The 24,146-nt window shown below is 29.3% G+C and carries 20 protein-coding genes and 6 tRNA genes; 8 read left to right on the top strand and 18 right to left on the bottom strand.

Going from position 1 to position 24,146, the window contains the following annotated elements; translation table 11 throughout:
* The first annotated feature begins 6 nt into the window (after positions 1 to 6).
* The gene (locus Bmayo_RS03140; RefSeq protein WP_075552281.1) at positions 7 to 1,224 is read left to right on the top strand and encodes an acetate kinase; all 1,218 of its coding nucleotides are present in this window, start codon (positions 7 to 9) and stop codon (positions 1,222 to 1,224) included.
* Positions 1,225 to 1,291: 67 nt separating this feature from the next.
* Here the strand turns inward: Bmayo_RS03140 and Bmayo_RS03135 are convergent, their stop codons facing one another.
* Entirely contained in the window at positions 1,292 to 1,840 is a 549-nt protein-coding gene (locus Bmayo_RS03135) for a DJ-1 family glyoxalase III (protein ID WP_075552280.1), read from the bottom strand.
* A gap of 13 nt (positions 1,841 to 1,853) precedes the next feature.
* Positions 1,854 to 1,927, bottom strand: a tRNA-Met gene (locus Bmayo_RS03130).
* Positions 1,928 to 2,136: 209 nt separating this feature from the next.
* Between Bmayo_RS03130 and Bmayo_RS03125 the strand changes: the two genes are divergently transcribed.
* On the top strand, positions 2,137 to 3,732 hold the full coding sequence (locus Bmayo_RS03125) for a glycoside hydrolase family 3 N-terminal domain-containing protein (protein ID WP_075552279.1): 1,596 nt from the start codon (positions 2,137 to 2,139) through the stop codon (positions 3,730 to 3,732).
* On the opposite strand, the gene Bmayo_RS03120 is transcribed toward Bmayo_RS03125, so the two are convergent.
* Positions 3,710 to 4,672 (bottom strand): DHH family phosphoesterase, encoded by a 963-nt coding sequence (locus Bmayo_RS03120; RefSeq protein WP_075552278.1) that lies wholly within the window; start codon positions 4,670 to 4,672, stop codon positions 3,710 to 3,712. The genes Bmayo_RS03125 and Bmayo_RS03120 overlap by 23 nt on opposite strands.
* A gap of 118 nt (positions 4,673 to 4,790) precedes the next feature.
* On the opposite strand from Bmayo_RS03120, the gene cdd reads away from it, so the two are divergent.
* A complete protein-coding gene (gene cdd / locus Bmayo_RS03115; RefSeq protein ID WP_075552277.1) occupies positions 4,791 to 5,255 on the top strand; it encodes a cytidine deaminase in 465 nt (154 codons plus the stop codon).
* Here the strand turns inward: cdd and Bmayo_RS03110 are convergent.
* Positions 5,252 to 5,617 carry a hypothetical protein gene (locus tag Bmayo_RS03110; protein ID WP_075552276.1) on the bottom strand — a complete coding sequence of 122 codons (366 nt, stop codon included), beginning with the start codon at positions 5,615 to 5,617 and terminating at the stop codon, positions 5,252 to 5,254. The two genes, cdd and Bmayo_RS03110, sit on opposite strands and share 4 nt — an antisense overlap.
* A gap of 120 nt (positions 5,618 to 5,737) precedes the next feature.
* On the opposite strand from Bmayo_RS03110, the gene Bmayo_RS03105 reads away from it, so the two are divergent.
* The 3 genes from Bmayo_RS03105 (at position 5,738) to rpsD (ending at position 7,906) form a co-directional block, all read left to right on the top strand.
* Positions 5,738 to 7,099 carry a cation diffusion facilitator family transporter gene (locus tag Bmayo_RS03105; protein ID WP_075552275.1) on the top strand — a complete coding sequence of 454 codons (1,362 nt, stop codon included), beginning with the start codon at positions 5,738 to 5,740 and terminating at the stop codon, positions 7,097 to 7,099.
* Positions 7,100 to 7,178: 79 nt separating this feature from the next.
* Positions 7,179 to 7,251, top strand: a tRNA-Met gene (locus Bmayo_RS03100).
* 28 nt (positions 7,252 to 7,279) lie between these two features.
* Complete coding sequence (gene rpsD / locus Bmayo_RS03095; protein WP_075552274.1) at positions 7,280 to 7,906, top strand: 30S ribosomal protein S4; 627 nt, start codon at positions 7,280 to 7,282, stop codon at positions 7,904 to 7,906.
* A gap of 60 nt (positions 7,907 to 7,966) precedes the next feature.
* Here the strand turns inward: rpsD and Bmayo_RS06990 are convergent, their stop codons facing one another.
* The 13 genes from Bmayo_RS06990 to Bmayo_RS03035 form a co-directional block, all read right to left on the bottom strand.
* Entirely contained in the window at positions 7,967 to 8,119 is a 153-nt protein-coding gene (locus tag Bmayo_RS06990; RefSeq protein WP_145924591.1) for a hypothetical protein, read from the bottom strand.
* Between the two features lie 39 nt (positions 8,120 to 8,158).
* Positions 8,159 to 10,549 (bottom strand): endopeptidase La, encoded by a 2,391-nt coding sequence (gene lon, locus Bmayo_RS03090; protein ID WP_145924590.1) that lies wholly within the window; start codon positions 10,547 to 10,549, stop codon positions 8,159 to 8,161.
* A complete protein-coding gene (gene clpX / locus Bmayo_RS03085; protein WP_075552272.1) occupies positions 10,536 to 11,828 on the bottom strand; it encodes an ATP-dependent protease ATP-binding subunit ClpX in 1,293 nt (430 codons plus the stop codon). Before clpX ends, lon begins: the two co-directional genes overlap by 14 nt.
* A 23-nt stretch (positions 11,829 to 11,851) precedes the next feature.
* Positions 11,852 to 12,436, bottom strand: a complete 585-nt coding sequence (gene clpP, locus Bmayo_RS03080) for an ATP-dependent Clp endopeptidase proteolytic subunit ClpP (RefSeq protein WP_145924589.1) — start codon at positions 12,434 to 12,436, stop codon at positions 11,852 to 11,854.
* Positions 12,437 to 12,450: 14 nt separating this feature from the next.
* Positions 12,451 to 13,815, bottom strand: a complete 1,365-nt coding sequence (tig, locus tag Bmayo_RS03075; RefSeq protein ID WP_075552270.1) for a trigger factor — start codon at positions 13,813 to 13,815, stop codon at positions 12,451 to 12,453.
* A 44-nt stretch (positions 13,816 to 13,859) separates the two neighbouring features.
* Positions 13,860 to 13,931, bottom strand: a tRNA-Gly gene (locus Bmayo_RS03070).
* Positions 13,932 to 13,936: 5 nt separating this feature from the next.
* Positions 13,937 to 14,017: transfer RNA gene (locus Bmayo_RS03065), tRNA-Leu, on the bottom strand.
* Positions 14,018 to 14,096: 79 nt separating this feature from the next.
* Positions 14,097 to 14,170, bottom strand: a tRNA-Arg gene (locus Bmayo_RS03060).
* Positions 14,171 to 14,194: 24 nt separating this feature from the next.
* Positions 14,195 to 14,267: transfer RNA gene (locus Bmayo_RS03055), tRNA-His, on the bottom strand.
* A 140-nt stretch (positions 14,268 to 14,407) separates the two neighbouring features.
* Entirely contained in the window at positions 14,408 to 15,829 is a 1,422-nt protein-coding gene (gene pepD, locus Bmayo_RS03050) for a beta-Ala-His dipeptidase (RefSeq protein ID WP_075552269.1), read from the bottom strand.
* Between the two features lie 116 nt (positions 15,830 to 15,945).
* Positions 15,946 to 17,925 (bottom strand): ATP-dependent helicase, encoded by a 1,980-nt coding sequence (locus Bmayo_RS03045; protein WP_075552268.1) that lies wholly within the window; start codon positions 17,923 to 17,925, stop codon positions 15,946 to 15,948.
* 2 nt (positions 17,926 to 17,927) lie between these two features.
* A complete protein-coding gene (gene cheD / locus Bmayo_RS03040) occupies positions 17,928 to 18,419 on the bottom strand; it encodes a chemoreceptor glutamine deamidase CheD (RefSeq protein ID WP_075552267.1) in 492 nt (163 codons plus the stop codon).
* Between the two features lie 4 nt (positions 18,420 to 18,423).
* Entirely contained in the window at positions 18,424 to 19,641 is a 1,218-nt protein-coding gene (locus Bmayo_RS03035) for a D-alanyl-D-alanine carboxypeptidase family protein (RefSeq protein WP_075552266.1), read from the bottom strand.
* Positions 19,642 to 19,712: 71 nt separating this feature from the next.
* Between Bmayo_RS03035 and Bmayo_RS03030 the strand changes: the two genes are divergently transcribed.
* Entirely contained in the window at positions 19,713 to 21,215 is a 1,503-nt protein-coding gene (locus tag Bmayo_RS03030) for an L-lactate permease (protein WP_075552265.1), read from the top strand.
* Positions 21,216 to 21,451: 236 nt separating this feature from the next.
* Positions 21,452 to 23,311: an integrin-binding adhesin P66 gene (locus Bmayo_RS03025; protein WP_075552264.1), complete on the top strand. Its 1,860-nt coding sequence runs from the start codon at positions 21,452 to 21,454 to the stop codon at positions 23,309 to 23,311.
* 59 nt (positions 23,312 to 23,370) lie between these two features.
* On the opposite strand, the gene Bmayo_RS03020 is transcribed toward Bmayo_RS03025, so the two are convergent.
* The gene (locus Bmayo_RS03020; RefSeq protein ID WP_075552263.1) at positions 23,371 to 24,123 is read right to left on the bottom strand and encodes a J domain-containing protein; all 753 of its coding nucleotides are present in this window, start codon (positions 24,121 to 24,123) and stop codon (positions 23,371 to 23,373) included.
* Between the last annotated feature and the right edge of the window lie 23 nt (positions 24,124 to 24,146).

The following is a 24,146-nucleotide window of genomic DNA, read 5'->3' as shown; positions in this document are numbered from 1 at the left end:
GAAAAAATGAAAATATTAATCATAAACACAGGAAGCTCTTCGTTAAAATTTGCTATTTATCAATATGAAAATTCAAAAAAATTAATATCTGGAATTATTGAAAAAATAAAATCAAAAAAATCAATTATAAAAATTACAAATACTGATGGATCAACAACAGAAAGATTTGATAAAGGAATTGAAAATCACCAAAAAGCAATAGAGAAAATGTTTAAAATACTGCTAAACAGAAATTTAAAAATTCTTAAAACTATTAGTGAAATTAAAATAATAGGACACAGAGTTGTACATGGCGGCTCAAGCCTTAAAAATTCAGTAATTTTTAAAAACAGTATTTTAAATAAATTAAAACAAATTTCTGAACTTGCTCCACTTCACAACCCAAATGCAATCATAGCAATAGAAGCAATGCTTAAAATTTTACCACACGCAAAACAAGTTTTGTGCTTCGACACTTCATGGCATCAAACTATAAAAGAACACGCTTTTCTTTATGCAATTCCATATTCTTGGTATAAAAACCACAATATTAGAAAATATGGCTTTCATGGCCTTTCTTATTCATACATAACAAAAAGAACCTCAGAAATTTTGAATAAAAAAATAGATAATCTAAATTTAATAATATTACATCTTGGAAATGGAGCAAGTATTAATGCTATTAAAGATGGAAAATCTTATGACACAAGTATGGGAATTACTCCGCTTGAAGGCCTTGCAATGGGGACAAGAAGTGGAGACATAGATCCATCAATTATTAATTTAATGAGCACAATATTAAACAAAAGCACTAAACAAATTGAAGAAATATTAAATAAAGAAAGCGGTATACTAGGAATTTCTGAAAAATCAAATGATATGAGAGATATTTGGAACAAAATTGAAGAAGGAGAGTATCAATCAAAGCTTGCAGTAGAAATAATGACATATAGAATAAAAAAATATATTGGATCTTACATTGCTGCTCTTGACTTTAATGCTGATGCAATAGTTTTTACAGGCGGAATTGGGGTTGTTGATTATAAAATAAGAGAGTTTGCGCTAAAAGGGTTTGAAAAAATTGGAATAGAACTGGACCTTGCAAAAAATAAAATAGCCCAAAACAAGAATTTAGAATCCGAAATATCAACCATTAAGAGCAAAACAAAAATACTAGTAATACCAACAAACGAAGAATTAACCATTCTTGAAGACATTTATAATTTAATTCCAAAAAATTTATAATTTGCAATTTTAAAACCCAAATTTGATTTTATTATTATAAGCATTTTAAATAGTTTTATGCTGAACTCTAACAAAGTAAGGTTGCTTTTTTAACATCTTCCATTATTTGTTTTCCCTTTATAATTTCAAGAAGAGTAAAAGCAAATTCAAATGAAGTTCCAACACCTTTAGAAGTAATAAAATTATCACTTATAACAACATTTTTATCTACAAACTCACCATCAAGCACATTTTTTTCCAAACCTGGATAACATGTAAACTTATTAAATCCTAAAAGACCTTTAGCAGCAAGCACTACTACTGGAGAAGCACAAATGGCTGCAATATATTTACCCTTAGCATTCATATCTTTTAAAATCAAATCCAATTCTTTTGAATTAAAAAGATTGGTGGCTCCAGGCATGCCTCCTGGGAGAATTATTAGATCAAAACAATTTTCCTTACAGTTTGATATTACATCATCTGTTAAAAAAGAAACTCCTTTTGAACTTATCACAACATTGTTATCATTTGCACTGATAACTTTAATATGAACATTACCCCGTCTTAAAATATCAATCGGAATTATGGCCTCAATATCTTCAAATCCATTTGCAAGAATAATTCCCACTACCATTTACAACCCCTAATGCTGATGGAGGGACTTGAACCCACGACAACTCGGATATGAGCCGAGTGCTCTAACCAACTGAGCTACATCAGCTTAAACTTTTATTAAGTGTATAAATTCAATAATGCTTTGTCAATGCTATTATTAAAAAGCACTATTATAAAGTATAATACAAAATGATTTGCTAATAAACATAGATAATATATTAGCATTTATTATTTTATGGTTAAATGAAAAGAAATTTTTATCTTATTATCCTTTTTATAGCTAACAACTGCTTTTCCATTGATTTTTGGGATACGATGGAAAGAGAAAAACTAATAAATGAAATGGTAAACAAAATGCAAGATCATGAACTACTAGGGCAAATGTTCATGATAAGCTATCCAAATCAATCAATAACAAATTTTGTTCTTGATTTTATAAGTAAAAAAAACCTTGGAGGAATTAAAATTTTTGGATGGAACGCAAAAAATTTAAAAAACTTAGCGGAAAGCATTAACAAAGCGCAAAAAATATCTCAAAATAATAAATTTAAAATTCCTTTATTTGTCGCAACAGATCAAGAAGGTGGATGGACACAGCACATAAAATCAAATACATCAGAAACAATTGGTAATCTTGGAATTACAGCATCTCTTTCTCCAAAAGATTCTTATAATACAGGGTATTATATAGCACAAGAGCTGAGTAGGCTTGGAATAAATTTAAATTTTGCGCCCATAGTAGATATATATAGTGACGAAAATAATTTCACAATAGGTCCAAGAACATATTCGGATAACCCTAAAATAGTATCGCTTCTTTCTCTGGCCTTTTACAAAGGACAAAAGCAAGGAGGAATAATTTCTACTGCAAAACATTTCCCGGGACACGGCAATACCACTCTTGACTCCCATATAAATATTCCAATAATAAATTCTAATTTACTAGAAATAAATTTAAATGAACTTTTGCCATATAAAATATTAATCCAAGAAAACATTCCGGTAATAATGACAGGCCATTTAGCATATCCAAAGCTTACAAATGGAGAAAATATTCCCGCATCATCCTCAACAAAAATAATTAAAGATATACTGAGAAAGAAATTAAAATACAATAATATAATAATTACTGATGACTTATTAATGAACGCAGCAAAATATAATAATGAGAGCATTTACAATACAATTGAAAGAATAGTTAGAGCCAAAAGTGATATTTTTTTAATATCTTTAAATGAAAATATACAAAAAAATGCTTACAATATGTTACTAAACTTAATGAAAAAAGATTCAGAAATAAAAAATAATATTATTGAATCTAATAAAAGAATATTAAGAATAAAATTGGAATACTTAAAAGAAAATAAAAATAAATCTAATCTTTATCCTAATTTCAATAAAAATGAGAAAATATATTCAAAAGAAGGTGAAAAATTTTTTGAACAAAACACATTAAGGGGTATTACAAAAGTAAGAATAGAAAAAGAAATATCTAAAACTAAAAAAACCCTTATAATATCTCCTTACTACAAAATGATTACAGAAGGCAAAAAAATATTTCAAAATACATATGCTTATTATTACAACTATTATCCCTTAAACAGCATTAATCCTCAAAAGCTCAACGAAATAAAAAAAATAATTAAAAAATTTGAGCAAGTCATCTTTAGTTTATCAACACCCGGAAGCTTGAAATATTTAGAAAATTTGAAAGAATATAAAGATAAAATAAGCGTAATTGTATCTCTTACGCCTCAATATATTAAAAAATTAAATTGGATAAAAAACATAGTAATTATTTATGGAACAACACCTCTGGCATTTAGATCTGGATTTTTAACGCTAACTAATGATTTTAATCCAAAAGGAACAATCCCTTTAAGAAATATTATAAACAAATATTATCCTTAATGTATGCTAGCATTCGATTTTTTACGATCTCCAGAGAGCCTTGTTTGATTCTAAACCCACTAGCATTTTTATGCCCCCCGCCTCCAAAGTTTTCTGCCAATTCTCCAACATTAAAAGAATCTTTAGATCTCAGTCCAACTATAATCGAACCGTCTTCCATTTCTTTTAAAATACCTAAAATTTCATTATTCTCAACATTGCTTAAAATCATATAAAAAAGCTCATTGACTCCACTAACGCCACCATCTTTGCCAAAACTAGAAGAAGATAAAAATGTAAACAAAACCTTGCCATTCCAATAAGATTCAAGATTGTTAAGCATTAACTTAAGAGTTTCTATTGACTTTAGACTTTTGGTTGTTTCTATATAGCTATAAACTTCTTTAAGACTTATTCCTTTTGAAACTAATCTTGCAACCATTTCAAAAGGCTCTGGATCACTTCTTGAAATAAATTTAAAAAAACCAGTATCAGTGCAAAATCCTACTAAAATATACCAAGCCTCTTCTTTTGTAAGATCATATCCAAATTCTCTGATCAATTTTTCAATTAAAAAAGTAGTAGAGGGGGCAAAAGGATCAATATAGCCTACACATTCTAATTTTTCACCAGACATATGATGATCGATTACTAAAATGGGCATATCCTTTACATAAAATACAAATTCATCGCCTATCCTATCTAAAATTGAGCAATCTAAAATAACAACCGAATACTCCGAAATATCAATATTGGGCCATTCAGATAAAAACTTATCCTTAAAAGGAATTATTTCTTTCCTAACAAAAGGACCTTCATTTAACAAAACAGAATTTTTACCAATTCTTGAGAGAAAAGACGATAAAGCCAAAGACGAACCTATGCAATCAAAATCAGGATCTTTGTGCCCAATAATAATAAAATTATTATACTTTTTAATAAAATTAATAACATCTCTCATAATAAAGTTCGCAAACCTTCCGTAAAACAAGTTTTTGACTTATTTTACATTGACTATATTACAATATTTCAATAAAATAAACCACAATGGCTAATAAAATATAACAAGTGAGGCAATTGTGGAAAAACTAAAACAAGAAGATATAGATAAAGCATTTTATATGGCAGAAAAAGCAAGAAACAATTCATATTCTCCATATTCAAAATTCAAAGTAGGTTCCTGTATTAAGACTAAAGCAAACGATTTTTTTATTGGAACAAATGTTGAGAATGCAAGCTTTGGAGCAACTTGTTGCGCAGAAAGAAGTGCGATTTTAAATATGATTGCAAAAATTGGCGTACAAGAAATAGATTTTTTATTGCTTAATACAAGTCCTGAATGTATTCCATGCGCTATATGCCTGCAAGTAATGGCAGAATTTTTTAATCAAGATACAAAAATAATAATAACAGAATCTAAATCATTTAGTGAAAACAAAACACCTATAAAAATTTACACATTAAAAGATTTACTTAAATCTCCTTTTGACAAAAAAGAACTACGAAGAGTAACATACTCTGAGCTTGAAAAAAAATTAATTTAATTTAATATCTTTAGAGAAACCAAAGCACTTGCAAGTCTATTTAATTTATAGCTTTCAAGAGTATTGGCAGATGAATCAAATACATTTAAAATAAGTTTTTTCTCATCAGAATTAAAATTGTATTCTAAATTCTCAAATAATAAAAAATCAATAATTGGGACAAATTTTTCTACAAAGCTGTATATACTATTATTAAAATCATAAGCTTCATAATAATAATCAAATACATTTTCTAATGACTTTCTGTCAAATTCTTTTAAAAAATCACAAAAAATATTTTTAATATTCTCAATTAAATTGTGCAAATTATTATTTAAAATAATTTTTTTACATTTTTTCACAAAAAAATCCGCTTGCCGCATAAAATATCCCTCACTTTTGCCCTAACAAACTAAGATTGAGCTTGAATTTAATAAATGATAAAATGTAGCATTAATGCTGCATTAATAAAATTATGCAATAACTAGGAGAATGTTACAATTATGGTCAAGGTAATAAGCTTAAAAAACATTCATAAATTTGCCCATTTAAAACTGGATCCTTTAAAAAAAGAAGATATCTACATTGTTTATATTGAAAATAATTCAAAATTAATTGCAAATCTTAAAGCAAAAGCAAAAGCTGATCGAATTGAAATAATTCATTTTTATATTGATGATGATTTTAAATCAGAAGGCATAGAAAAAATAATGATTAGCAATTTAATTCACTACAGCAAGAAATACAAATTTAAAACAATTTTATGCAAAATCATTGAAATACAAGAAGAGCTTTTAAGCTTAGGATTTGAATATAGAGATTCTCAATATAAAAAAGAATTAGCATCTGAAATAGAAGAAGATAAATTTGTAATGGGAATAGGAACAATCTCTATATTTACAGAAGTAGCATCAATATCCTCTAAGCTTACTGTTGGAATATTGTTTAATTCATTTGCACTTATTGCTGATGCTTTCCACGTCATGGCTGACTTTGTTTTATCTACAATAACTTACTTTAGTTTAAAAATTACAAGCAAACCTGAAACCATCCATTATCCCCATGGACACAAATTAATGGAAAGCTTAATAGCTTTTATCATGGGAATAATCATACTTATGGCAGGATTTACACTATTTTTAAATACAACCGGATTAAATAAATTTATCACTCTTGGGGGAGAATCTGGATTTAATTTACACATACACCAAAACAAAAATAAAAATGATAATATATATGAACATGAACATGAACATAGCCACTCACACGATCACGATCACGATCACGATCAAAACCACAGCGAAGAAGACAAAAAAAACATACTAGAAATATTTTCAAATAAATCCCTTAAAAAAAGCTTATGGATACCACTAATCCCCTTTATTTTTTTTATAGTCAAAATAATAGAATATCTCACAAAATTCCAAATAGGAAAAAGATACAACAATCAACTTCTCTTGGCGCTAGCTTCAGCTGATAAAAACTGTATATTCTCACATGGTGGAATTACACTGAGTTTACTACTTGCAACTTACATGTGGAGTGGCTTTGACAAAATTATGTCTATATTCATTGGCTTTATCATAATAAAAGAAGGACTTAACGTAATAATAAATAACGCAAACAATTTGCTCTCAAGGCAAAATATAGATCTCAAAAGAAGCGTAAAAGACACATTGAAAAATTCACATATAAACTTTAAAACACTTAATTTTCACAATCAGGGCAACAAACTTGTGCTTTATATCAAAATAAATTTAAATTCAGAAAATGACTTTAAAAATTTTATAAATAAAACACAAGATATTAGAAAAATCATAAAACAAGAATACAAAGAAATAAATGATGTATATTTCTTAGTCTAATTAAATTTCTAATTAAATTAATAATAAACAAATAATTGACACTCATAATAAAATTATGCTAACATTTTAAACTATAAGACGCAGGGTAGAGCAGTTGGTAGCTCGTCGGGCTCATAACCCGAAGGTCATAGGTTCGAGTCCTATCCCTGCTATGCTTTATTTTTAATATGCGAGGAATTGATGAATAGAAAACAAATAGCTAAAGGCAAGCTGGTAAGGAGATTTGGTATCAACATTTTTGAGCAGCCAAAATATGACAAAATCCTTAAAAAAAAGCCACATCCTCCCGGAATGCATGGAAAAGCCAGAAAAGCTAAAATTACAGAATATGGAAAACAATTGATAGAAAAACAAAAGATAAAGTTTACTTATGGTGTAAGCGAACGACAGCTAACCAACGCTTTTAAAGAAGCAAAAAAACATCACGGTGTTACCGGTGACAATTTGCTCTCAATACTTGAGAGAAGAATTGACAATGTTGTATATAGAGCTGGATTTGCCATCTCAAGAGCACACGCAAGGCAAATAGTTTCTCACGGTATTATTATATTAAATGGAAGAAGAGTTACAATACCTTCAATAATACTAAGAGCAAATGATCAAATTCAAATAAAAGAGAAAGATAGTCTAAAAAAATTAATAAGATCAAATATAGAAAAAACTTCGTCTCTTAGAAATTTACCAACTTGGATAGAAGTAAACGCTGACGATTTAAACATAAAAGTAAAGCATGCCCCATCAAGAGACGAGATACCTACACTTGCCAATGAACAAATGGTTGTTGAGTATTATTCTAAGAGAGCATAACATATCTTTTATTTCTGCATTATTAAAAAAACAAAAAGTGGCCAATTAAAGCCACTTTTTTTATTTACCCTTTTTTTTACCTTTTAAAAAATTTTTTCCCAAATTACTCTTAGCAAAACAAGAAAAGCTGTTATTCTTTCTCAAGCCTTTAACATTGGGCTGAGCACTAAAAGATACCCTGCTGCCTGAAGGCTTTCTAACTCCATCTTTCATATATCTACTCCTAAAATATAAATTTAAATATGTAAATTTTTAAATAATATTCAAATAATCAAAAACTTCTTCCAAGCTGGAGACAAACTTAACATCTATATTATCCTTAACTTCTTCTGGAAGCTTAGAATAATCTTTTTTATTGTCTTTGGGCAAAATAACTTTGCTTATACCGTTTCTATAGGCTGCTAAAACCTTTTCTTTAATGCCGCCCACAGGAAGAACAAAGCCCTTTAAAGTCACCTCACCAGTCATTGCAAGATCTAAAGGAACTTTCTTGTCAGACAGTATTGAAGCAATTGCTGTTGCAATGGTAATACCAGCAGAAGGTCCATCTTTTGGCGTTGCTCCTTCTGGAAAGTGCAAATGAATTTCAGGGCTTTCCTTTACATCAAAATTAAGTTTAGAAGAATAGGTCTTAACTATAGAATATGCAAGCTGTGCGCTCTCTTTCATAATAGCCCCAAGACTACCTGTTAGAATAATGTCTCCTTTTTTCTCAAACTTAGTTGCCTCAACAGGAAGAACCGTACCACCATAATTTGTCCAAGCAAGCCCATAAACAAATCCAGAAGAATCAATCTTAATCAAATCCAAGTTATACTCAGTATCAACATAATTATAATAATTATTAATATTGATTATTTTATAAATACCTGGAATATCAGGATCATGAGTAAAAAGCGAATTATTTCCATGTATCAAAGAACTTGGCGAATAAAAATTGCCTTTGATGATTTGGTCTTTAGAATACTCATAAAGCAATTCCCTTACAAGTTTCCTAATCAAATTAGTTAAAACTCTCTTTAGCCCCCTTACGCCAGATTCCATAGTATAGTTTCTAATTAAATTCAAAATAACATCGTCTTCTATTCTTATATAAACTTTATCTAAAAAACTCTCTTTAATTATGCTTGGAATCAGAAAAATCTTAGCAATCTCTAACTTTTCAATATAAGAATAACCCTCAACTTTAATTATTTCCATTCTATCTAGAAGCGGCTTTGACATGCCATTAAGAGAATTAGCTGTTGTAACAAATAAAACATTAGAAAGATCATAAGGAATTTCTAAATAATGATCTATAAATTTATAATTTTGCTCGGGATCTAAAACTTCTAAAAGAGCAGATTCGGGATTTCCTTTATAACTACTATTAATTTTATCTATTTCATCAAGAAGAATAACGGGATTGGATTTGCCTGATCTTTTCATTGCACTAATAAAAACACCTGGAAGAGAGCCAACATAAGTTCTTCTGTGTCCCCTAATTTCTGCTTCATCTCTTAAGCCACCAAGAGATATTTTAACAAATTCTCTAGAAAGCGATCTTGCAACAGATTCCACAAGAGATGTTTTACCAATACCAGGAGGTCCAACAAGGCATAAAATAGGAGCTTTGACCTTAGAATTAATTTGATAAACAGCTAAAAAATTTATTATCTTTTCTTTTGCTTCATCCATACCATAATGAGAATTTCTTAAGATAAACTCAATCTCGCTTAAATGATTTTTCATAACAGTGTTTTCATTCCATGGAAGATCTAATATTAATTCTATATAACTTCTAATAATATTAGCATCAGGAGAATTCATCTGCATTTTAGACAATCTAGAAATTTCTTTTTTAATCTTGGATTTAATATCTTCTGGAATATCTTTGAAATTTAACCTGTCAATATAATCGTTTTCATCTTTGCCTAATCTTTTTTGTATCTCTTTAACTTGCTCAGAAAGAAAATAATCCCTCTGCCCCTTATCCAACTTAGCTCTAACTTTAGAATTAATATCTTTTTTAAGATCTAAAAGGTCAATTTCAATGTTTAAATTAACAATTAACTTTTCTATTCTAGTTTTAACATTTAGCTCTTGCAAAAGCTCTAATTTTATGCTGCTTTCCAAGTTTGAATTAGAGGCTATAATATCTACAAGCTTGCTTGGATTCTCAAAATAATTAATTGGCTCATTATCACTATCATAAGATTTTAAAGATAAAGAATTTTTGTAAGCTTCATAAGTTTCTTTTAAAAATTTAGAGTAAGTGAAAAGCTCTCTGTTTAATCCATCAGCATCAGGCACAAAAGTAACTTTAGCTCTCAAATAATCATTTTTTTTTGAAACACTGCCTATAAGAACCCTACTTTGGCACTCAACCAAAACTTTTATTACATTTTTACTGACCTTTATAACCTGGATAAGTTTAGAATAAGTGCCTACAGAACATAAGTTTTTAACTCCCCCCCTATTAGAATCATCATAATTAGACTCATTTGGATAAGCAAATAAAATCAATCTTTCCTCTAACATGGATTGAGCTATGGAATTAATTACATATTCATTATCAAAGGTTACCCACAATGTAATATTTGGGAAAAGAACATTTTCTTTTAAAATAACAATTGGAAGATCTTCTTTTTTATTTTTTATCATATTTAAGATTGATTTCATATAACTCTTTTGCCCAAGGCTTTTTAATTGCATTTCCAACCAAAATTAATGGGTTAATATCTGCATTTAAAACAGATTCTTTTGTAACAATAACCTTCTTAGCCTTACTAATTGAAGGAACCTCAAACATAACATCTTTAAGAAGACCCTCTAAAATAGATCTAAGGCCTCTTGCTCCAGTATTTTTTAAAATGGCTTCATCTACAATTGATTCTAAAGCATCTTTTTCAAATACCAATTCAACATTATCCATTTTAAACATATGATAATACTGCTTAACAATAGAATTTTGAGGATCAACCAATATTTTCAACAAATCTTCTTTATTTAACTTTTCAAGATACGAATGCACAGGAAGTCTGCCAACAAACTCTGGTATTAAGCCAAATTTAATCAAATCTTCCATTTCTAAATACTTTAATGAAGTATCTCCTCTTATATTCTTTTTTTCAATTGCTGAAAACCCAATAGAACTTTTATTTATCCGATTCTTAATAATATTTTCAAGCCCAACAAAAGCACCACCACATATAAAGAGTATATTTTGAGTATTAATTTCAATAGTATCCTCATAAGGATGCTTTCTACCGCCTCTTGGAGGAACATTGGCAATGGTACCTTCAATTATCTTTAACAAAGCCTGCTGAACCCCTTCTCCAGAAACATCTCTTGTTATTGAGACGTTTTCATTTTTTTTAGCAATTTTATCTATCTCATCTATATAAATAATCCCTTTCTCAGCAAGGCTAACATCCCCATGAGCAGCATGTATTAATTTAAGCAAAATATTTTCTACATCTTCACCAACATACCCTGCTTCTGTCAAAGTTGTAGCATCTGCTATTGCAAATGGCACATTCATCTCTGCAGCCAACGTTTTTGCAAGCAAAGTTTTACCACTGCCCGTAGGACCAACCAAAAGTATATTAGATTTTTCAATCTCAATGCCATTATCATATTTATTATTTTTTAATATTCTTTTATAATGATTATAAACAGCCACAGATAAAACTTTTTTTGCATCTTCTTGCCCAACAACATGCATGTCTAAATGATCTTTAAGTTGTTTAGGAGTTGGCAAATCATTGGACTTAGAATCTAGCGGCTTACACAACTTTTCTTTAAAAAGATTGTGACATATTTTAGAACATTCCGGACAAATCGCTACTCCATTAGATATAACAACATTGCCACCAAGCTCAGCAACGCTAAGTCCACAAAAAGAACACTCTTTTACTTTTTGACCTTTTACTCTTGCCATAAAAACTTTTACCGAAAATAAAACTACTCCCTTACTAAGATACTATCAATAAGACCATATTTAAGAGCATCACTTGAAGTCATAAAATAATCTCTTTCCATATCAAGAGCCAGTTTTTCCTTATCAACCCCTATCTGATTAGACATAATATCTATTATTAATTTTTTAAGCCTTAAAATTTCATTAGCCTGTATATTAATATCGCTAGCCTGACCACTTATTCCGCCCCAAGGCTGGTGAATCATTATTCTAGAGTAAGCCAAAGATTCTCTTTTGCCCTTGGCGCCACCAGCAAGCAAAAAAGCTCCCATTGAAGCAGCTTGCCCAATGCAAATTGTCCTTACATCGGGTTTTATATATTGCATAGTATCATAAATCGCAAGACCTGCAGTAATACTACCTCCTGGAGAATTCAAATAAAGACAAATGTCTTTGTTTGAATCTTCTGATTCTAAAAACAAAAGTTGAGCAATCACAGTATCCGCCTTAGGATCATTAATCTCACCACTCAAAAATATTATACGCTCTCTAAGCAATCTTGAATATATATCAAATACTCTCTCATAATTCCCCGTATTCTCTATCACAGTAGGTATTAAATTATACATAAATTCCATTTTTATTACTCACAAATTTTATAATTAACAAAATCTTTAAAAGAAACTTGTTTACCCTTTACTTCTTTAAGATTTTCCAAAATTTTTTTCTTAACTCTTTCCCTTTTGATATCATCCTTTAAATAAGAAACCAGATTTTGATCTTCATAAAATTTTTTAATTTCCTCATAGCTTACACCTGAATTCTCAGACTGTCTAGCAATCTCATTCTCAACGTCACTCTCAGTAACTTCAATTGGGTCTAAATCTACCATTTTCTGAATTATCAACTTAGATTTCAAATTGCTAATAATCTCATCTTTTAAATTATCGCTACCAACAGATCCTGAAGAATAAAACATACTCTTAAACTCCTCAAGGCTAATATTATTTTTATTTTGCCTTTTGGCATCCTTAAAGGCAATTTCAATTTCAGCCTCAATCATTGAATGGGGGATGTCTATTTCTAATTTTTCAGAAATAGTAGAAAAAAATTTATTTAGCTTTAAAGTTTCTTTTTTTTCTTCAATAAAGTTTAAAAGATCAGATCTTATAAAGTTTTTAAGATCATCTAGCGTATTATATCTGTCGCTAATATCTTTTGCAAATTCATCATCTATTAAAGGGAGATCTCTTTTTTTAATACTCTTAATCTTAATCTTCAATTTTCTTGAAGAACCTGCAAGCTTTTCAAATTTGTAATCCACAACATAAGATTTTTCTATAACTCTCTCCTCATTTATTCTCATGCCAATTACATCTTTCTCAAAATCATAATAGGTCTCAGATTTTCCAACCGTAAAAACAAAGTCTTGCCTTTTTGTTGATACTATCTCATTTGAAAGGTCATCAAGCTCAACAAAATCAACTTTAACAATGCTATCTTTCTTGACAACTCCTTCCTCATCTTCAATGATAATTGAATTTTCTATTTGAAGATTCTTAATCTCATTATCAATATCAGAATCATCAATAAAAACTTCAGGGATCTCCACTTTAATATCAATATCATCAAAACTTGGAATTTTAAATTCAGGATAAGTCTCATATACAAAAGTAAATTCAAAATCTTTATCAAGATTTAATCTTAAATTCTTTTCCTTTATAGTAGGAGGAGCATAGCTTAAAGGCATTTTGAACTCTTCTTTGAAAAATTCTTTAAGAGAATTATTAATCACTTCTTCTAAAACAGAAGCTCTTAAACCTTCAGAATATTTATTTTCAATAATACTAATAGGAACTTTTCCAATTCTAAAACCTTGAATCTTAAGTCGGGAAGAATAATCTTGCAATAATGAATTATATTTTTCCTGAATAACACTTTTTGAAACTCTAATGACAACCTCAACTTTTGAACCTGGAAGAAGCTTAATATCTTTACTCAAAATCACTGTTAATGCCTCAATTAAACCTTATTGATAATTATTAATCAAAAAGCGAAAGACGGGATTTGAACCCGCGACTTTCACCTTGGCAAGGTGACACTCTACCCCTGAGTTACTTTCGCACTTTTACAGAAGGTGGGAGTCGAACCCACACGCCAAAGGCACTAGATCCTAAGTCTAGCGTGTCTGCCAATTCCACCACTCCTGCATACTTCATACTCAAACTAGTATACAAAAACTTAAAAGCTTTTGCAAGTATGCCTAATCTACTAAATAAATAACAATTTCGCACTCAGCAGGAGTCGAACCTGCAACCTTCGGATTCGAAGTCCGCCGCTCTATCCAATTGAGCTATGAATGCAGTTAGAAATAAAATTGATTAAAGGGTGATTGACGGGGCTTGAACCCGCGACATTCGGAACCACAACCCGACGCTCTACCAACTGAGCTACAACCACCAATAACTAGTGACTATAATTATTATAATATTTTATAAATATTTAATTCCTAAGTCAATAAAAGATAAAAATAATAAAAGCTATAAGACTTTTATTAAAAAATTTATAATAAAACATTAAATTTTTTAAAACTAAAATTTTTAAAATCTTTCTAAGCTTTTTTTCAAAAAATCATAAACTCTAATAGTTGAAGAAATATTTACTCTTTCTCTAGTAGTATGAGGCCATTCAATCCAAGGCCCAAGAGTAACAGATTCTATGCCCCCCAACCTAGAAGATATTATGCCCGTTTCAAGCCCTGCATGTATTAAGGAAACATTAGCATCTTTAAAATACATCTCTTTATAAACGTCTTGAAGGTGTTTTAAAAGATTACTATTCTTATCAGACTTCCAAGAAGGATAGTCATAAATTACACGCAAATTAGCTCCTGATAAATCACTTATTGATTGCAAATGATTGCAAACATACTCTTTCTCTAAATCTAATAAAGATCTTATTAAAAAAGTAAAAATATAGTCACCTTGCATTTTGAAAAGACTTGAAAAATTTAAAGAAGTCTTTATAAGCTTATTTTCATAATTTTCTACTTTTTGAACTCCATGTAAAAATCCCATTCCCATATTTAAAAGCTTGTTCTTACTATTTTCATCAAGAACTTCAACTGGTGAAAATTCTTTTTTATTAACAACAATATCAAATTCATCTTCAAGAGAATATATGCTTTTAACTTTAAGTGCAAAAAATTTAAGCTCTTTATTTAATAAATCATAATCACTATCATCTATAAAGATTAAAGCTTTAGCTTCATTTGGAATTGCATTGCTACTGTCCCCACCAAAAATGCCTTCAATCTCAAAATCAAGACTTGCTTTAATTTCAAAAAGAGCAAAAAACATTAATTTTAAAGAATTTGCCAAATCCAAATGAATATCTGCCCCAGAATGGCCACCTTTAAGCCCTTTAAACAAAATTTCTACCTTTGTTTTCTTTGTTGAAAGGCTATACTTAGGAGAAAAAACAATTTCTACAAGTCTTGATCCCGCACAACCAACTAAAAAATAGCCTTCTTCCTCTCCATCAAGATTAATAAGGCTTTTACCACTACATAAATTCGAATCAATACCAAAAGCACCTATTAAACCTATTTCTTCATCAACAGTAAATAGAAGTTCTAAATCGGGATGAGGGAAACTATTGGCCTCACTCATAATTCCAAGCATCATAGCTACTCCAATCCCATTGTCAGCTCCAAGAGTAGTTCCTGCTGCTTTAAGATACCCATCCTCTTCAACAATTTTAATTGGATCTGTTTCAAAATTATGTAAACTGGATTCATTTTTTTCACAAACCATATCAACATGAGATTGTAAAATAATAGGATGCATATCAATATTATTATTTGACTTTATCTGAACCACAATATTACCAACACTGTCTTCTTTAAAAGAATAACCAAATTTTTTGGCTCTCTGCTTAATAAAATTAATAATTCCTTTAACATTTTTTGAACATCTTGGAATTTTTGATATCTCTTTAAAAAAATCAATTACAATACTCATAATAACTTTCCTTTGAATAAATTAAATTCATAAATATACTTAGATTTAATTTATAATTAATCATATAATATACTAAATTAATCTTTAAATTCATTCAATAAATTTAATAATGCTGATTAGGCTTTGTTTTCAACAAAATCTGCATAATAATTAAAATTTAAAAATTCTTTAGGAATTTCTGAAATAAATCTTGAGGGCAGCTGATCAAAGATTTGCTTATCTTTTTTCCGCTTATTAGCCATAGTAATAACAAGAGAATCTTTTGCGCGAGTTAATGCAACATAAAAAACTCGCCTCTCTTCTTCCAATCCAACTTCACTATCTTCAATAATTCTATGATGAGGAATAATATTGTCTTCAACAGCAATAAAAAATACATAATCAAATTCTAAACCTTTAGAAGAATGCACTGTCATTAAATTAATATTAATATTTTCAGATTCCTCACTCAATTCGTTAGATTGAAGAACTATATAATTTAAAAAACTGCTTAAATCTCTCAACTCACCAAATTGTTTGGATTCCCAATTTTTAATTATACTTAAAAACCCTTCTATATTTTGATATTTATATTCAGCCACTTTGATTGAATTGGGATTTTCACTGACTAAAAATCCCCAATATTCAACACTTTCTATCATTTCTTTGATTATATTAGAATAAGTGTTTTTTGTTATACTAAATTTATATTGATACTCTTCAATAAAAGATACAAAATCTTCTATGCTTTCAATTACCTGTTTATTTAAAGTTTTGTCGTAACTAGAAGTATTTGTAAAAGAAAAAGCAATGTCACAAAGAGCATCATAAATGCAACAACTCTTCTTATCTGCTATATCTCTAATTTTTTTCAAATATTCCTTACCAATCCCCCTTCTGGGAACATTAATGATTCTAAGAAGATCATAATCACTTTTAGGGTTTATTATTACATTTAAATAAGAAATAATATCTTTTATTTCTTTTCTCTGGAAAAAAGATGTTCCCCCCGAAACTTTATATTTTATGCCCTGTCTTCTAAAAATCATCTCAACGTTTTTAAAAAGAGCATTGGTTCTCATGAGAACTCCTATCTTTTTAGATTGAAAACCTTCTAGCCTTGAAAGCTTTATAATTTGACTTGCAACAAACTCAGATTCTTGAATTTCATCCTCAAATATAAAAACATCTATAACTTTGCTACACATCTTTGAAGACCACAAAGTCTTTTCTTTTCTATTTTTATTATTTAAAATCACAGAATTGGCAACATCTAAAATATTTTTCGCAGAACGATAATTTTGTTCAAGCTTTATTTCTTTAACGTTGTAATCTTTTTCAAATTGCAGAATATTATTATAATTGGCTCCACGCCAAGAATATATCGATTGATCATCATCCCCAACACAACACAAATTACTATGATTTATTAAAAGGCGAATAAAATTATATTGAATCAAAGAAGTATCTTGAAACTCGTCAATCAAAACATACTTATATCTTTTAGAATATTTATTTCTAATATCAGAATTATTGCTTAACAATTCTTTTGGCTTTAAAATCAAATCATCAAAATCAAAAGAATTATAAAGCCTTAATCGCTCTTCATAAAGCTTAAAAATATTTATATCTTCTTCTTTTAATTCATTAAGAGTGAGAATGCCGTTTTTTAAAAGTGAAATAGCATTGCTAAGTGAATTTAAAGAAACTCTTTTATTCAAAAGACCCTCATCAAGCAAAATCTCTTTAAGAAGAGATATCCTATCATTGTCATCATAAATGCTGAAGTTTTTTCTATACCCTAACAATTTATAATTTTCTTTTAAAAAGAAAAGCCCAAAAGCATGGAAAGTTGAAACCATAAGATTGCTAAGAGGACTTTTTAAAATTTTTTTAATTCTGTCTTTCATTTCACTGGCAGCCTTATTGGTAAAAGTCAAGGCTAAAATTTCCTTCTGAGCAATACCTTTTAAAAGTAAATATGCTATCCTATGAGTAACAACCCTTGTTTTCCCACTACCAGCACCAGCAATAATTAAAAGAGCGCCTTCAATAGTAGTAACTGCTTCATATTGAAATTGATTGAGAGAATTTTTAAAAAAATCATCATCAGGCAAGATTAAAAAACCTTTGTTCCGTCTGGATATTCCACAATAACTTTAAAGTTTTCAGGAAAAGCAAAAATCTTTCGCGACTTAGATTGATCAAAATCTTTAGCTAAAATTGGAATGCGATACTTATTTAATGCATTAACGGCAAACTCTGAATTTTCAAGCCCCACTTTAACCGATCCTTTTGCTATAAAATTAGTTCCTCCAAAAAGCTTAGCCTTGAGATTACTTTTATTAGCGCCATTTTCTAACATTGCATTTATTAACATAGGAATAGCATAAATCCCATATCTTCCTCTTTGATCAGGAGATATGTCAAGATCTGACTTAACCAGAACATAATGATTCATTCCAATTAAATTGCTTGATTCATCGCAAAGCACAACAGCAACACAAGAACCAAGAATTGTAGAAATAACTCTTTTATTTGAAACAAAAGCTTCACCAGGAACTATTATTGTAACATCACGTTTTAATTTAAAATTAAAATGATTTAACATAAAATTAATACTCTCTTGAAAAAAAATTTATAAAACTCTTATAAAGACCTTGCCAAAACCCTAATTTATTTACTTTACCACTAAACAAAGCAACATCCCCTACTTTTTCATTTTCTAAAAAAATCACAGCCCTCCCAACAGGCACATCCCCACCAAGTGGGGCAACCAACTTATCAACAGTATAGCTTATATTAATTTTATCAAATTCATCTTTAGTTAAAAGATAATAAAAAGGCTCTTTAGAAAAAAGAGTAACTGTATCAACTGTACCATTATAGACTTTTTCTTTTAATTTTACTATTAAAGGAAATTTAGAATATTCATTAAATCCATATTCAAATAAATTTTCTGCAATCAAAGCTCTCATCTTCTCTCCAAATCCATTAATTCCTTTTTCAACCCCCAATACAACTGCTATCAACCTTCTCTCACCCTTTTTAGCAGTAGCAACGAGATTTAGGCCTGATTCCTTAATATATCCCGTTTTAATACCATCTGAATAAGGATAATCATATATTAATAAATTAGCATTTCGTTGTTTTAAGTTTAAAAATTTTGATGACAAAGCAGTTCCTAAATTTTTACTCTTTGGATAAACAAAATACTTTAAAGAATGAATATTGAGCATAAATCTAAACTTCTCTACATAAGATTTTACAAAAAAAGTCATGTCTAGTGCTGTAATTTTATTCTCGCTGCTATATCCAGAAGGTTCAACAAAATGCATATTAAAAAGCCCTAAATTTAAAACATTAATATTCATTAAATTAACAAAGCTATTTAAATCGCCTACTACAAACTCAGCAATTGCAATAGAAGCATCATTGCCCGAAGAAACTGAAAGCCCCTTTAAAATCTCTTCAAAATTAACAATTTGCCCCTTTTCCAAAAACATTAAAGAAGAATTGGGAGGTGCATTATAATATGAAGCAGAATCACTAATAGGAACTATGCTTTTTAATTTTATATTTCGCTTTTCAGCTTCAATTAAAGCTGTATAAATTGTAACAATCTTTGTAAGCGATGCTGGAGGAAAAACCAAATTGGGCTTCTTAGAATAAAGTATTCGCCTAGTATCAAAATCCATTAAAACTATTGATTTTGCATGCTTCGATAATTTATTAATCTCATCTAAATTAACTGCAAAAAGGTCATCACAAAGTAGGAAAAAATTTAAAAATAAAGTTAATAGTAATTTTTCAATAACACAGATACTATTCATGTTGTAATATTAGAATTATATATTATTTATTGATTGTTAATCATAATACAATTAAAAAGGAGCCATTTTTTATGAATTCTTATGATTTTATAACAGCTTTAATGCCAATAGTCTTAATAATTATTGGACTTGGAGTAATAAAAAAGCCAGCTTACTATGTAATACCCATATCATTGATAGCCACTGTTGCTATAGTTATATTTTATAAAAACTTGGGAATAGTAAACACAAGCCTTGCAATGCTTGAAGGCGCCTTAATAGGAATATGGCCAATAGCAACTGTAATTATTGCTGCAATATTTACATACAAAATGTCAGAAGATCAAAAAGACATAGAAACTATTAAAAATATTTTATCAAACGTATCTTCTGATAGAAGAATTATAGTCTTGCTAGTAGCATGGGGATTTGGAAATTTTTTAGAAGGAGTTGCTGGATATGGAACTGCTGTTGCAATCCCCGTATCAATATTAATAGCAATGGGATTTGAACCATTTTTTGCCTGCTTAATCTGCTTAATAATGAATACCTCATCAACCGCTTATGGATCTGTGGGAATTCCTATAATATCTTTAGCTCAAGCAACTAACTTGGATGTCAACATCGTTTCATCTGAGATTGCATTCCAACTAATACTTCCAACCTTAATAATACCTTTTGTACTGGTAATTCTTACAGGAGGAGGCATTAAAGGATTAAAAGGAATATTCCTTCTTACTCTACTCTCAGGAATGTCAATGGCAATATCTCAAGTATTTATATCAAAAGCTTTGGGACCAGAACTTCCTGCAATCCTTGGAAGCATTCTTTCTATGACAATAACAATAGTTTATGCAAAGTTTTTTAAAAATAAAGAAACTAATGTCCGCCAAAGCAAAAACATAATACCCTTATCAAAAGGAATTATTGCATGCTCACCCTATATTTTAATAGTAACATTTATAGTGCTTGTATCTCCTATTTTTAACAAAATTCACGAATACCTAAAAACTTTTCAAAGCACTATTAGTATTTATCCAGAAGCAAATCCTCTACACTTTAAATGGATTATCTCTCCAGGCTTCTTGATTGTGCTTGCAACAATAATATCCTATTCAATACGAGGAGTTCCAATATTAAAGCAGCTAAAAATATTTACACTAACCTTGAAAAAAATGGCATTATCTTCATTTATAATAATATGCATTGTTGCAATATCAAGATTAATGACACACAGCGGAATGATAAGAGATCTTGCTAATGGAATATCAATAATAACAGGTAAATTTGGACCATTATTTAGTCCACTAATTGGAGCTATTGGAACATTTTTAACAGGAAGTGACACAGTTTCAAATGTTCTTTTTGGACCTTTGCAAACACAAATGGCAGAAAATATTGGAGCAAATCCTTACTGGCTTGCAGCAGCAAATACAACAGGAGCAACTGGAGGAAAAATGATTTCTCCCCAAAACATCACAATAGCAACAACAACTGCTGGATTAATTGGACAAGAAGGCAAACTTTTATCAAAAACAATAATTTATGCCTTATTCTACATTTTAGCAACGGGATTGCTAGTTTATTTAGTATAAATTAATCATTTAAAATAAATAAGATTAATTTATACTAAAATTAATCTTATTTATAGATTTGAATAATTTAAAAATTACAAAATACTAATATGGCCTTGAATTTTTACCTAATATTTTAATATTATATATATGTTAATATATTATATATAATAGCATATGTATAATATATTTATTAATACGTTTAATTAATAACTAGAACTAATAAAAGTTTATAGTTACAACAGGAAGGTATAATTATGAAAAGCCATATTTTATATAAATTAATTATATTTTTAACTACATCTGCAGCAATATTTGCAGCAGACGCATTAAAGGAAAAAGATATATTTAAAATAAACCCATGGATGCCGACATTCGGATTTGAAAACACAAGTGAATTCAGATTAGATATGGATGAGCTTGTTCCTGGGTTTGAAAACAAAAGCAAAATTACCATTAAGCTTAAACCATTTGAAGCTAATCCCGAATTAGGCAAAGACGATCCATTCTCAGCTTACATTAAGGTAGAAGATCTTGTATTAAAAGCGGAAGGCAAAAAAGGCGATCAATTTAAAATTGACGTAGGAGATATAACAGCCCAAATCAATATGTACGATTTTTTCATTAAAATAAGTACTATGACAGATTTTGACTTTAATAAAGAGTCTTTATTTAGTTTTGCGCCTATGACTGGATTTAAAAGCACTTACTATGGATTCCCAAGCAATGATAGAATAGTAAGAGGGACAATTCTTGCAAGAGGTACTTCTAAAAAGATAGGAACAATTCAATTGGGATACAAACTCCCACAACTCGACCTTACATTTGCAATAGGGGGAACAGGTACTGGAAACAGAAATCAAGAGAATGACAAAGACACTCCATATAATAAAACATATCAAGGAATACTTTATGGAATTCAAGCAACATGGAAGCCAATAAAAAATCTACTTGATCAAAACGAAGATACTGAATCTGTAGTTGCAGAAATACCTTTTGAATTAAATTTTGGCTTGTCAGGAGCTTATGGAAACGAAACATTCAATAATTCATCAATAACATACTCTTTAAAAGATAAATCCGTAGTTGGCAACGATTTATTGAGTCCAACTTTATCAAATTCTGCAATTTTAGCATCTTTTGGGGCTCAATATAAGCTCGGATTAACAAAAATCAACAATAAAAATACATATCTTATTTTACAAATGGGCACTGATTTAGGAATAGATCCTTTTGCAAGCGATTTTTCTGTATTTGGACACATATCAAAAGCAGCAAATTTCAAAAAAGGAACATCCTCAGATCCTAGCAAAAAAGATGAGAATATATTTGATCCAAATGGAAATGCTCTTAATTTCAGCAAAAATACAGAATTGGGCATTGCATTTTCAACAGGAGCAAGTATAGGACTTGCTTGGAATAAAGACACCGGAGAAAAAGAATCCTGGAAAGTTAAAGGATCTGATTCCTACAGCACAAGGTTATTTGGAGAGCAAGACAAAAAATCTGGGATTGCATTAGGAATAAGTTATGGACAAAACCTTTACAGATCTAAAGATACAGAAAAAAGATTAAAAACCATATCTGAAAATGCATTTCAAAGCTTAAATGTTGAAATTTCAAGCTATGAAGACAACAAAAAGGGAATTATGAATGGACTAGGATGGATAACATCTATCGGTCTTTACGATATTTTAAGACAAAAATCTGTAGAAAACTATCCTACAGTAATTTCAAGCACTAATGAAAATAATCAAGCTGGACAAAGTTCAATAAGCAAACAAGCTACAATACCTAATCTGACATTTGAAGACGCAATGAAGCTCGGTTTGGCTTTATATCTTGATTATGCAATTCCAATAACATCTATTTCAACAGAAGCATATGTAGTACCTTATATTGGAGCATACCTTTTAGGGCCTTCTAACAAACTCTCAAGCGATGCTACAAAAATTTATTTAAAAACAGGACTTAGCCTTGAAAAACTAATAAGATTTACAACAATTTCTCTTGGATGGGATTCAAATAATATTATAGAACTTGCCAATAAAAACGCAAATAATGCAGCTATTGGCAGTGCTTTCTTGCAATTCAAAATAGCCTACAGCGGAAGCTAACATTAAAAGAAGGGCTAAAGCCCTTCTTTTTTTCTTTAAAAGACCAATTAATCAATTGATTACCTTATATTTCTTTCTTTGCAAATCTTTTCATAAGCATTTTGAATTTTAATAAATTTATCATTTGCATCCTTTTGCCTTACAGGATCATTTGCAAACTTATCAGGATGATATTTTATAACAAGGCTTTTATACGTCTTTTTAATCTCATCATCACTAGCACTATATGTTAACCCCAAAACACTATAGGGATTTACAATTTTAATATTAATATCTTTATAAGCTTCATAACCATCAGATTCAAGTTCTAAAAAAACACCAACATAAGAAATAAACTTTTCAGCTTCTAAATTTTTATACCTAGAAAGCCTGTTAATTTCTTTAAGAGAAGCAAAAAGCCATATAAAAAGATCTTTATGCTGAAAATAGCCAAGCTTAAGGGTATACAAAATTTTATCAGCATTATTATTCTTAGTAATAGCAGAATGAAAGATGGTATACAATTCTGATTTACCACGTTCAGACAAATTCAAAGAATTGATAATAAAATTGACATAATTTAGCTGCTCTCCGGTTACAGTTCCTAAAATAGATAGCAATTTAGCCATTAATAAAAAAGAAAGTTTATAAAATTCAAACTCTCTAGATCTAGAATATGAATAATCTCTTGTAAAATATATTCTAAAAACACCTAAAAAACTAAATAATATCAATATAAAAGGAAATAATATAAAAAGCATTGCTATTAAAACAGGATTAAAAATAAAAATAAACAACAATACTAAAAAAAACATTCTAATTAGGCTTGGCATTTATTGATCATAACCTCCAAACT

The sequence above is a fragment of the Borreliella mayonii genome, from assembly GCF_001945665.1.
Lineage (GTDB): Bacteria > Spirochaetota > Spirochaetia > Borreliales > Borreliaceae > Borreliella > Borreliella mayonii.
This window is presented reverse-complemented; position numbering and strand designations above follow the sequence as displayed.

Bases quoted from the DNA above. Each gene is read 5' to 3' on its own strand.
- Bmayo_RS03140 (WP_075552281.1), top strand. From the start codon at position 7: ATGAAAATATTAATCATAAACACAGGAAGCTCTTCGTTAAAATTTGCT.
- Bmayo_RS03135 (WP_075552280.1), bottom strand. From the start codon at position 1,840: ATGGTAGTGGGAATTATTCTTGCAAATGGATTTGAAGATATTGAGGCC.
- Bmayo_RS03125 (WP_075552279.1), top strand. From the start codon at position 2,137: ATGGAAAGAGAAAAACTAATAAATGAAATGGTAAACAAAATGCAAGAT.
- Bmayo_RS03120 (WP_075552278.1), bottom strand. From the start codon at position 4,672: ATGAGAGATGTTATTAATTTTATTAAAAAGTATAATAATTTTATTATT.
- Bmayo_RS03110 (WP_075552276.1), bottom strand. From the start codon at position 5,617: ATGCGGCAAGCGGATTTTTTTGTGAAAAAATGTAAAAAAATTATTTTA.
- Bmayo_RS03105 (WP_075552275.1), top strand. From the start codon at position 5,738: ATGGTCAAGGTAATAAGCTTAAAAAACATTCATAAATTTGCCCATTTA.
- rpsD (WP_075552274.1), top strand. From the start codon at position 7,280: ATGAATAGAAAACAAATAGCTAAAGGCAAGCTGGTAAGGAGATTTGGT.
- Bmayo_RS06990 (WP_145924591.1), bottom strand. From the start codon at position 8,119: ATGAAAGATGGAGTTAGAAAGCCTTCAGGCAGCAGGGTATCTTTTAGT.
- lon (WP_145924590.1), bottom strand. From the start codon at position 10,549: ATGATAAAAAATAAAAAAGAAGATCTTCCAATTGTTATTTTAAAAGAA.
- clpX (WP_075552272.1), bottom strand. From the start codon at position 11,828: ATGGCAAGAGTAAAAGGTCAAAAAGTAAAAGAGTGTTCTTTTTGTGGA.
- clpP (WP_145924589.1), bottom strand. From the start codon at position 12,436: ATGTATAATTTAATACCTACTGTGATAGAGAATACGGGGAATTATGAG.
- pepD (WP_075552269.1), bottom strand. From the start codon at position 15,829: ATGAGTATTGTAATTGATTTTTTTAAAGAGATATCAAAAATTCCAAGA.
- cheD (WP_075552267.1), bottom strand. From the start codon at position 18,419: ATGTTAAATCATTTTAATTTTAAATTAAAACGTGATGTTACAATAATA.
- Bmayo_RS03035 (WP_075552266.1), bottom strand. From the start codon at position 19,641: ATGAATAGTATCTGTGTTATTGAAAAATTACTATTAACTTTATTTTTA.
- Bmayo_RS03030 (WP_075552265.1), top strand. From the start codon at position 19,713: ATGAATTCTTATGATTTTATAACAGCTTTAATGCCAATAGTCTTAATA.
- Bmayo_RS03025 (WP_075552264.1), top strand. From the start codon at position 21,452: ATGAAAAGCCATATTTTATATAAATTAATTATATTTTTAACTACATCT.
- Bmayo_RS03020 (WP_075552263.1), bottom strand. From the start codon at position 24,123: ATGCCAAGCCTAATTAGAATGTTTTTTTTAGTATTGTTGTTTATTTTT.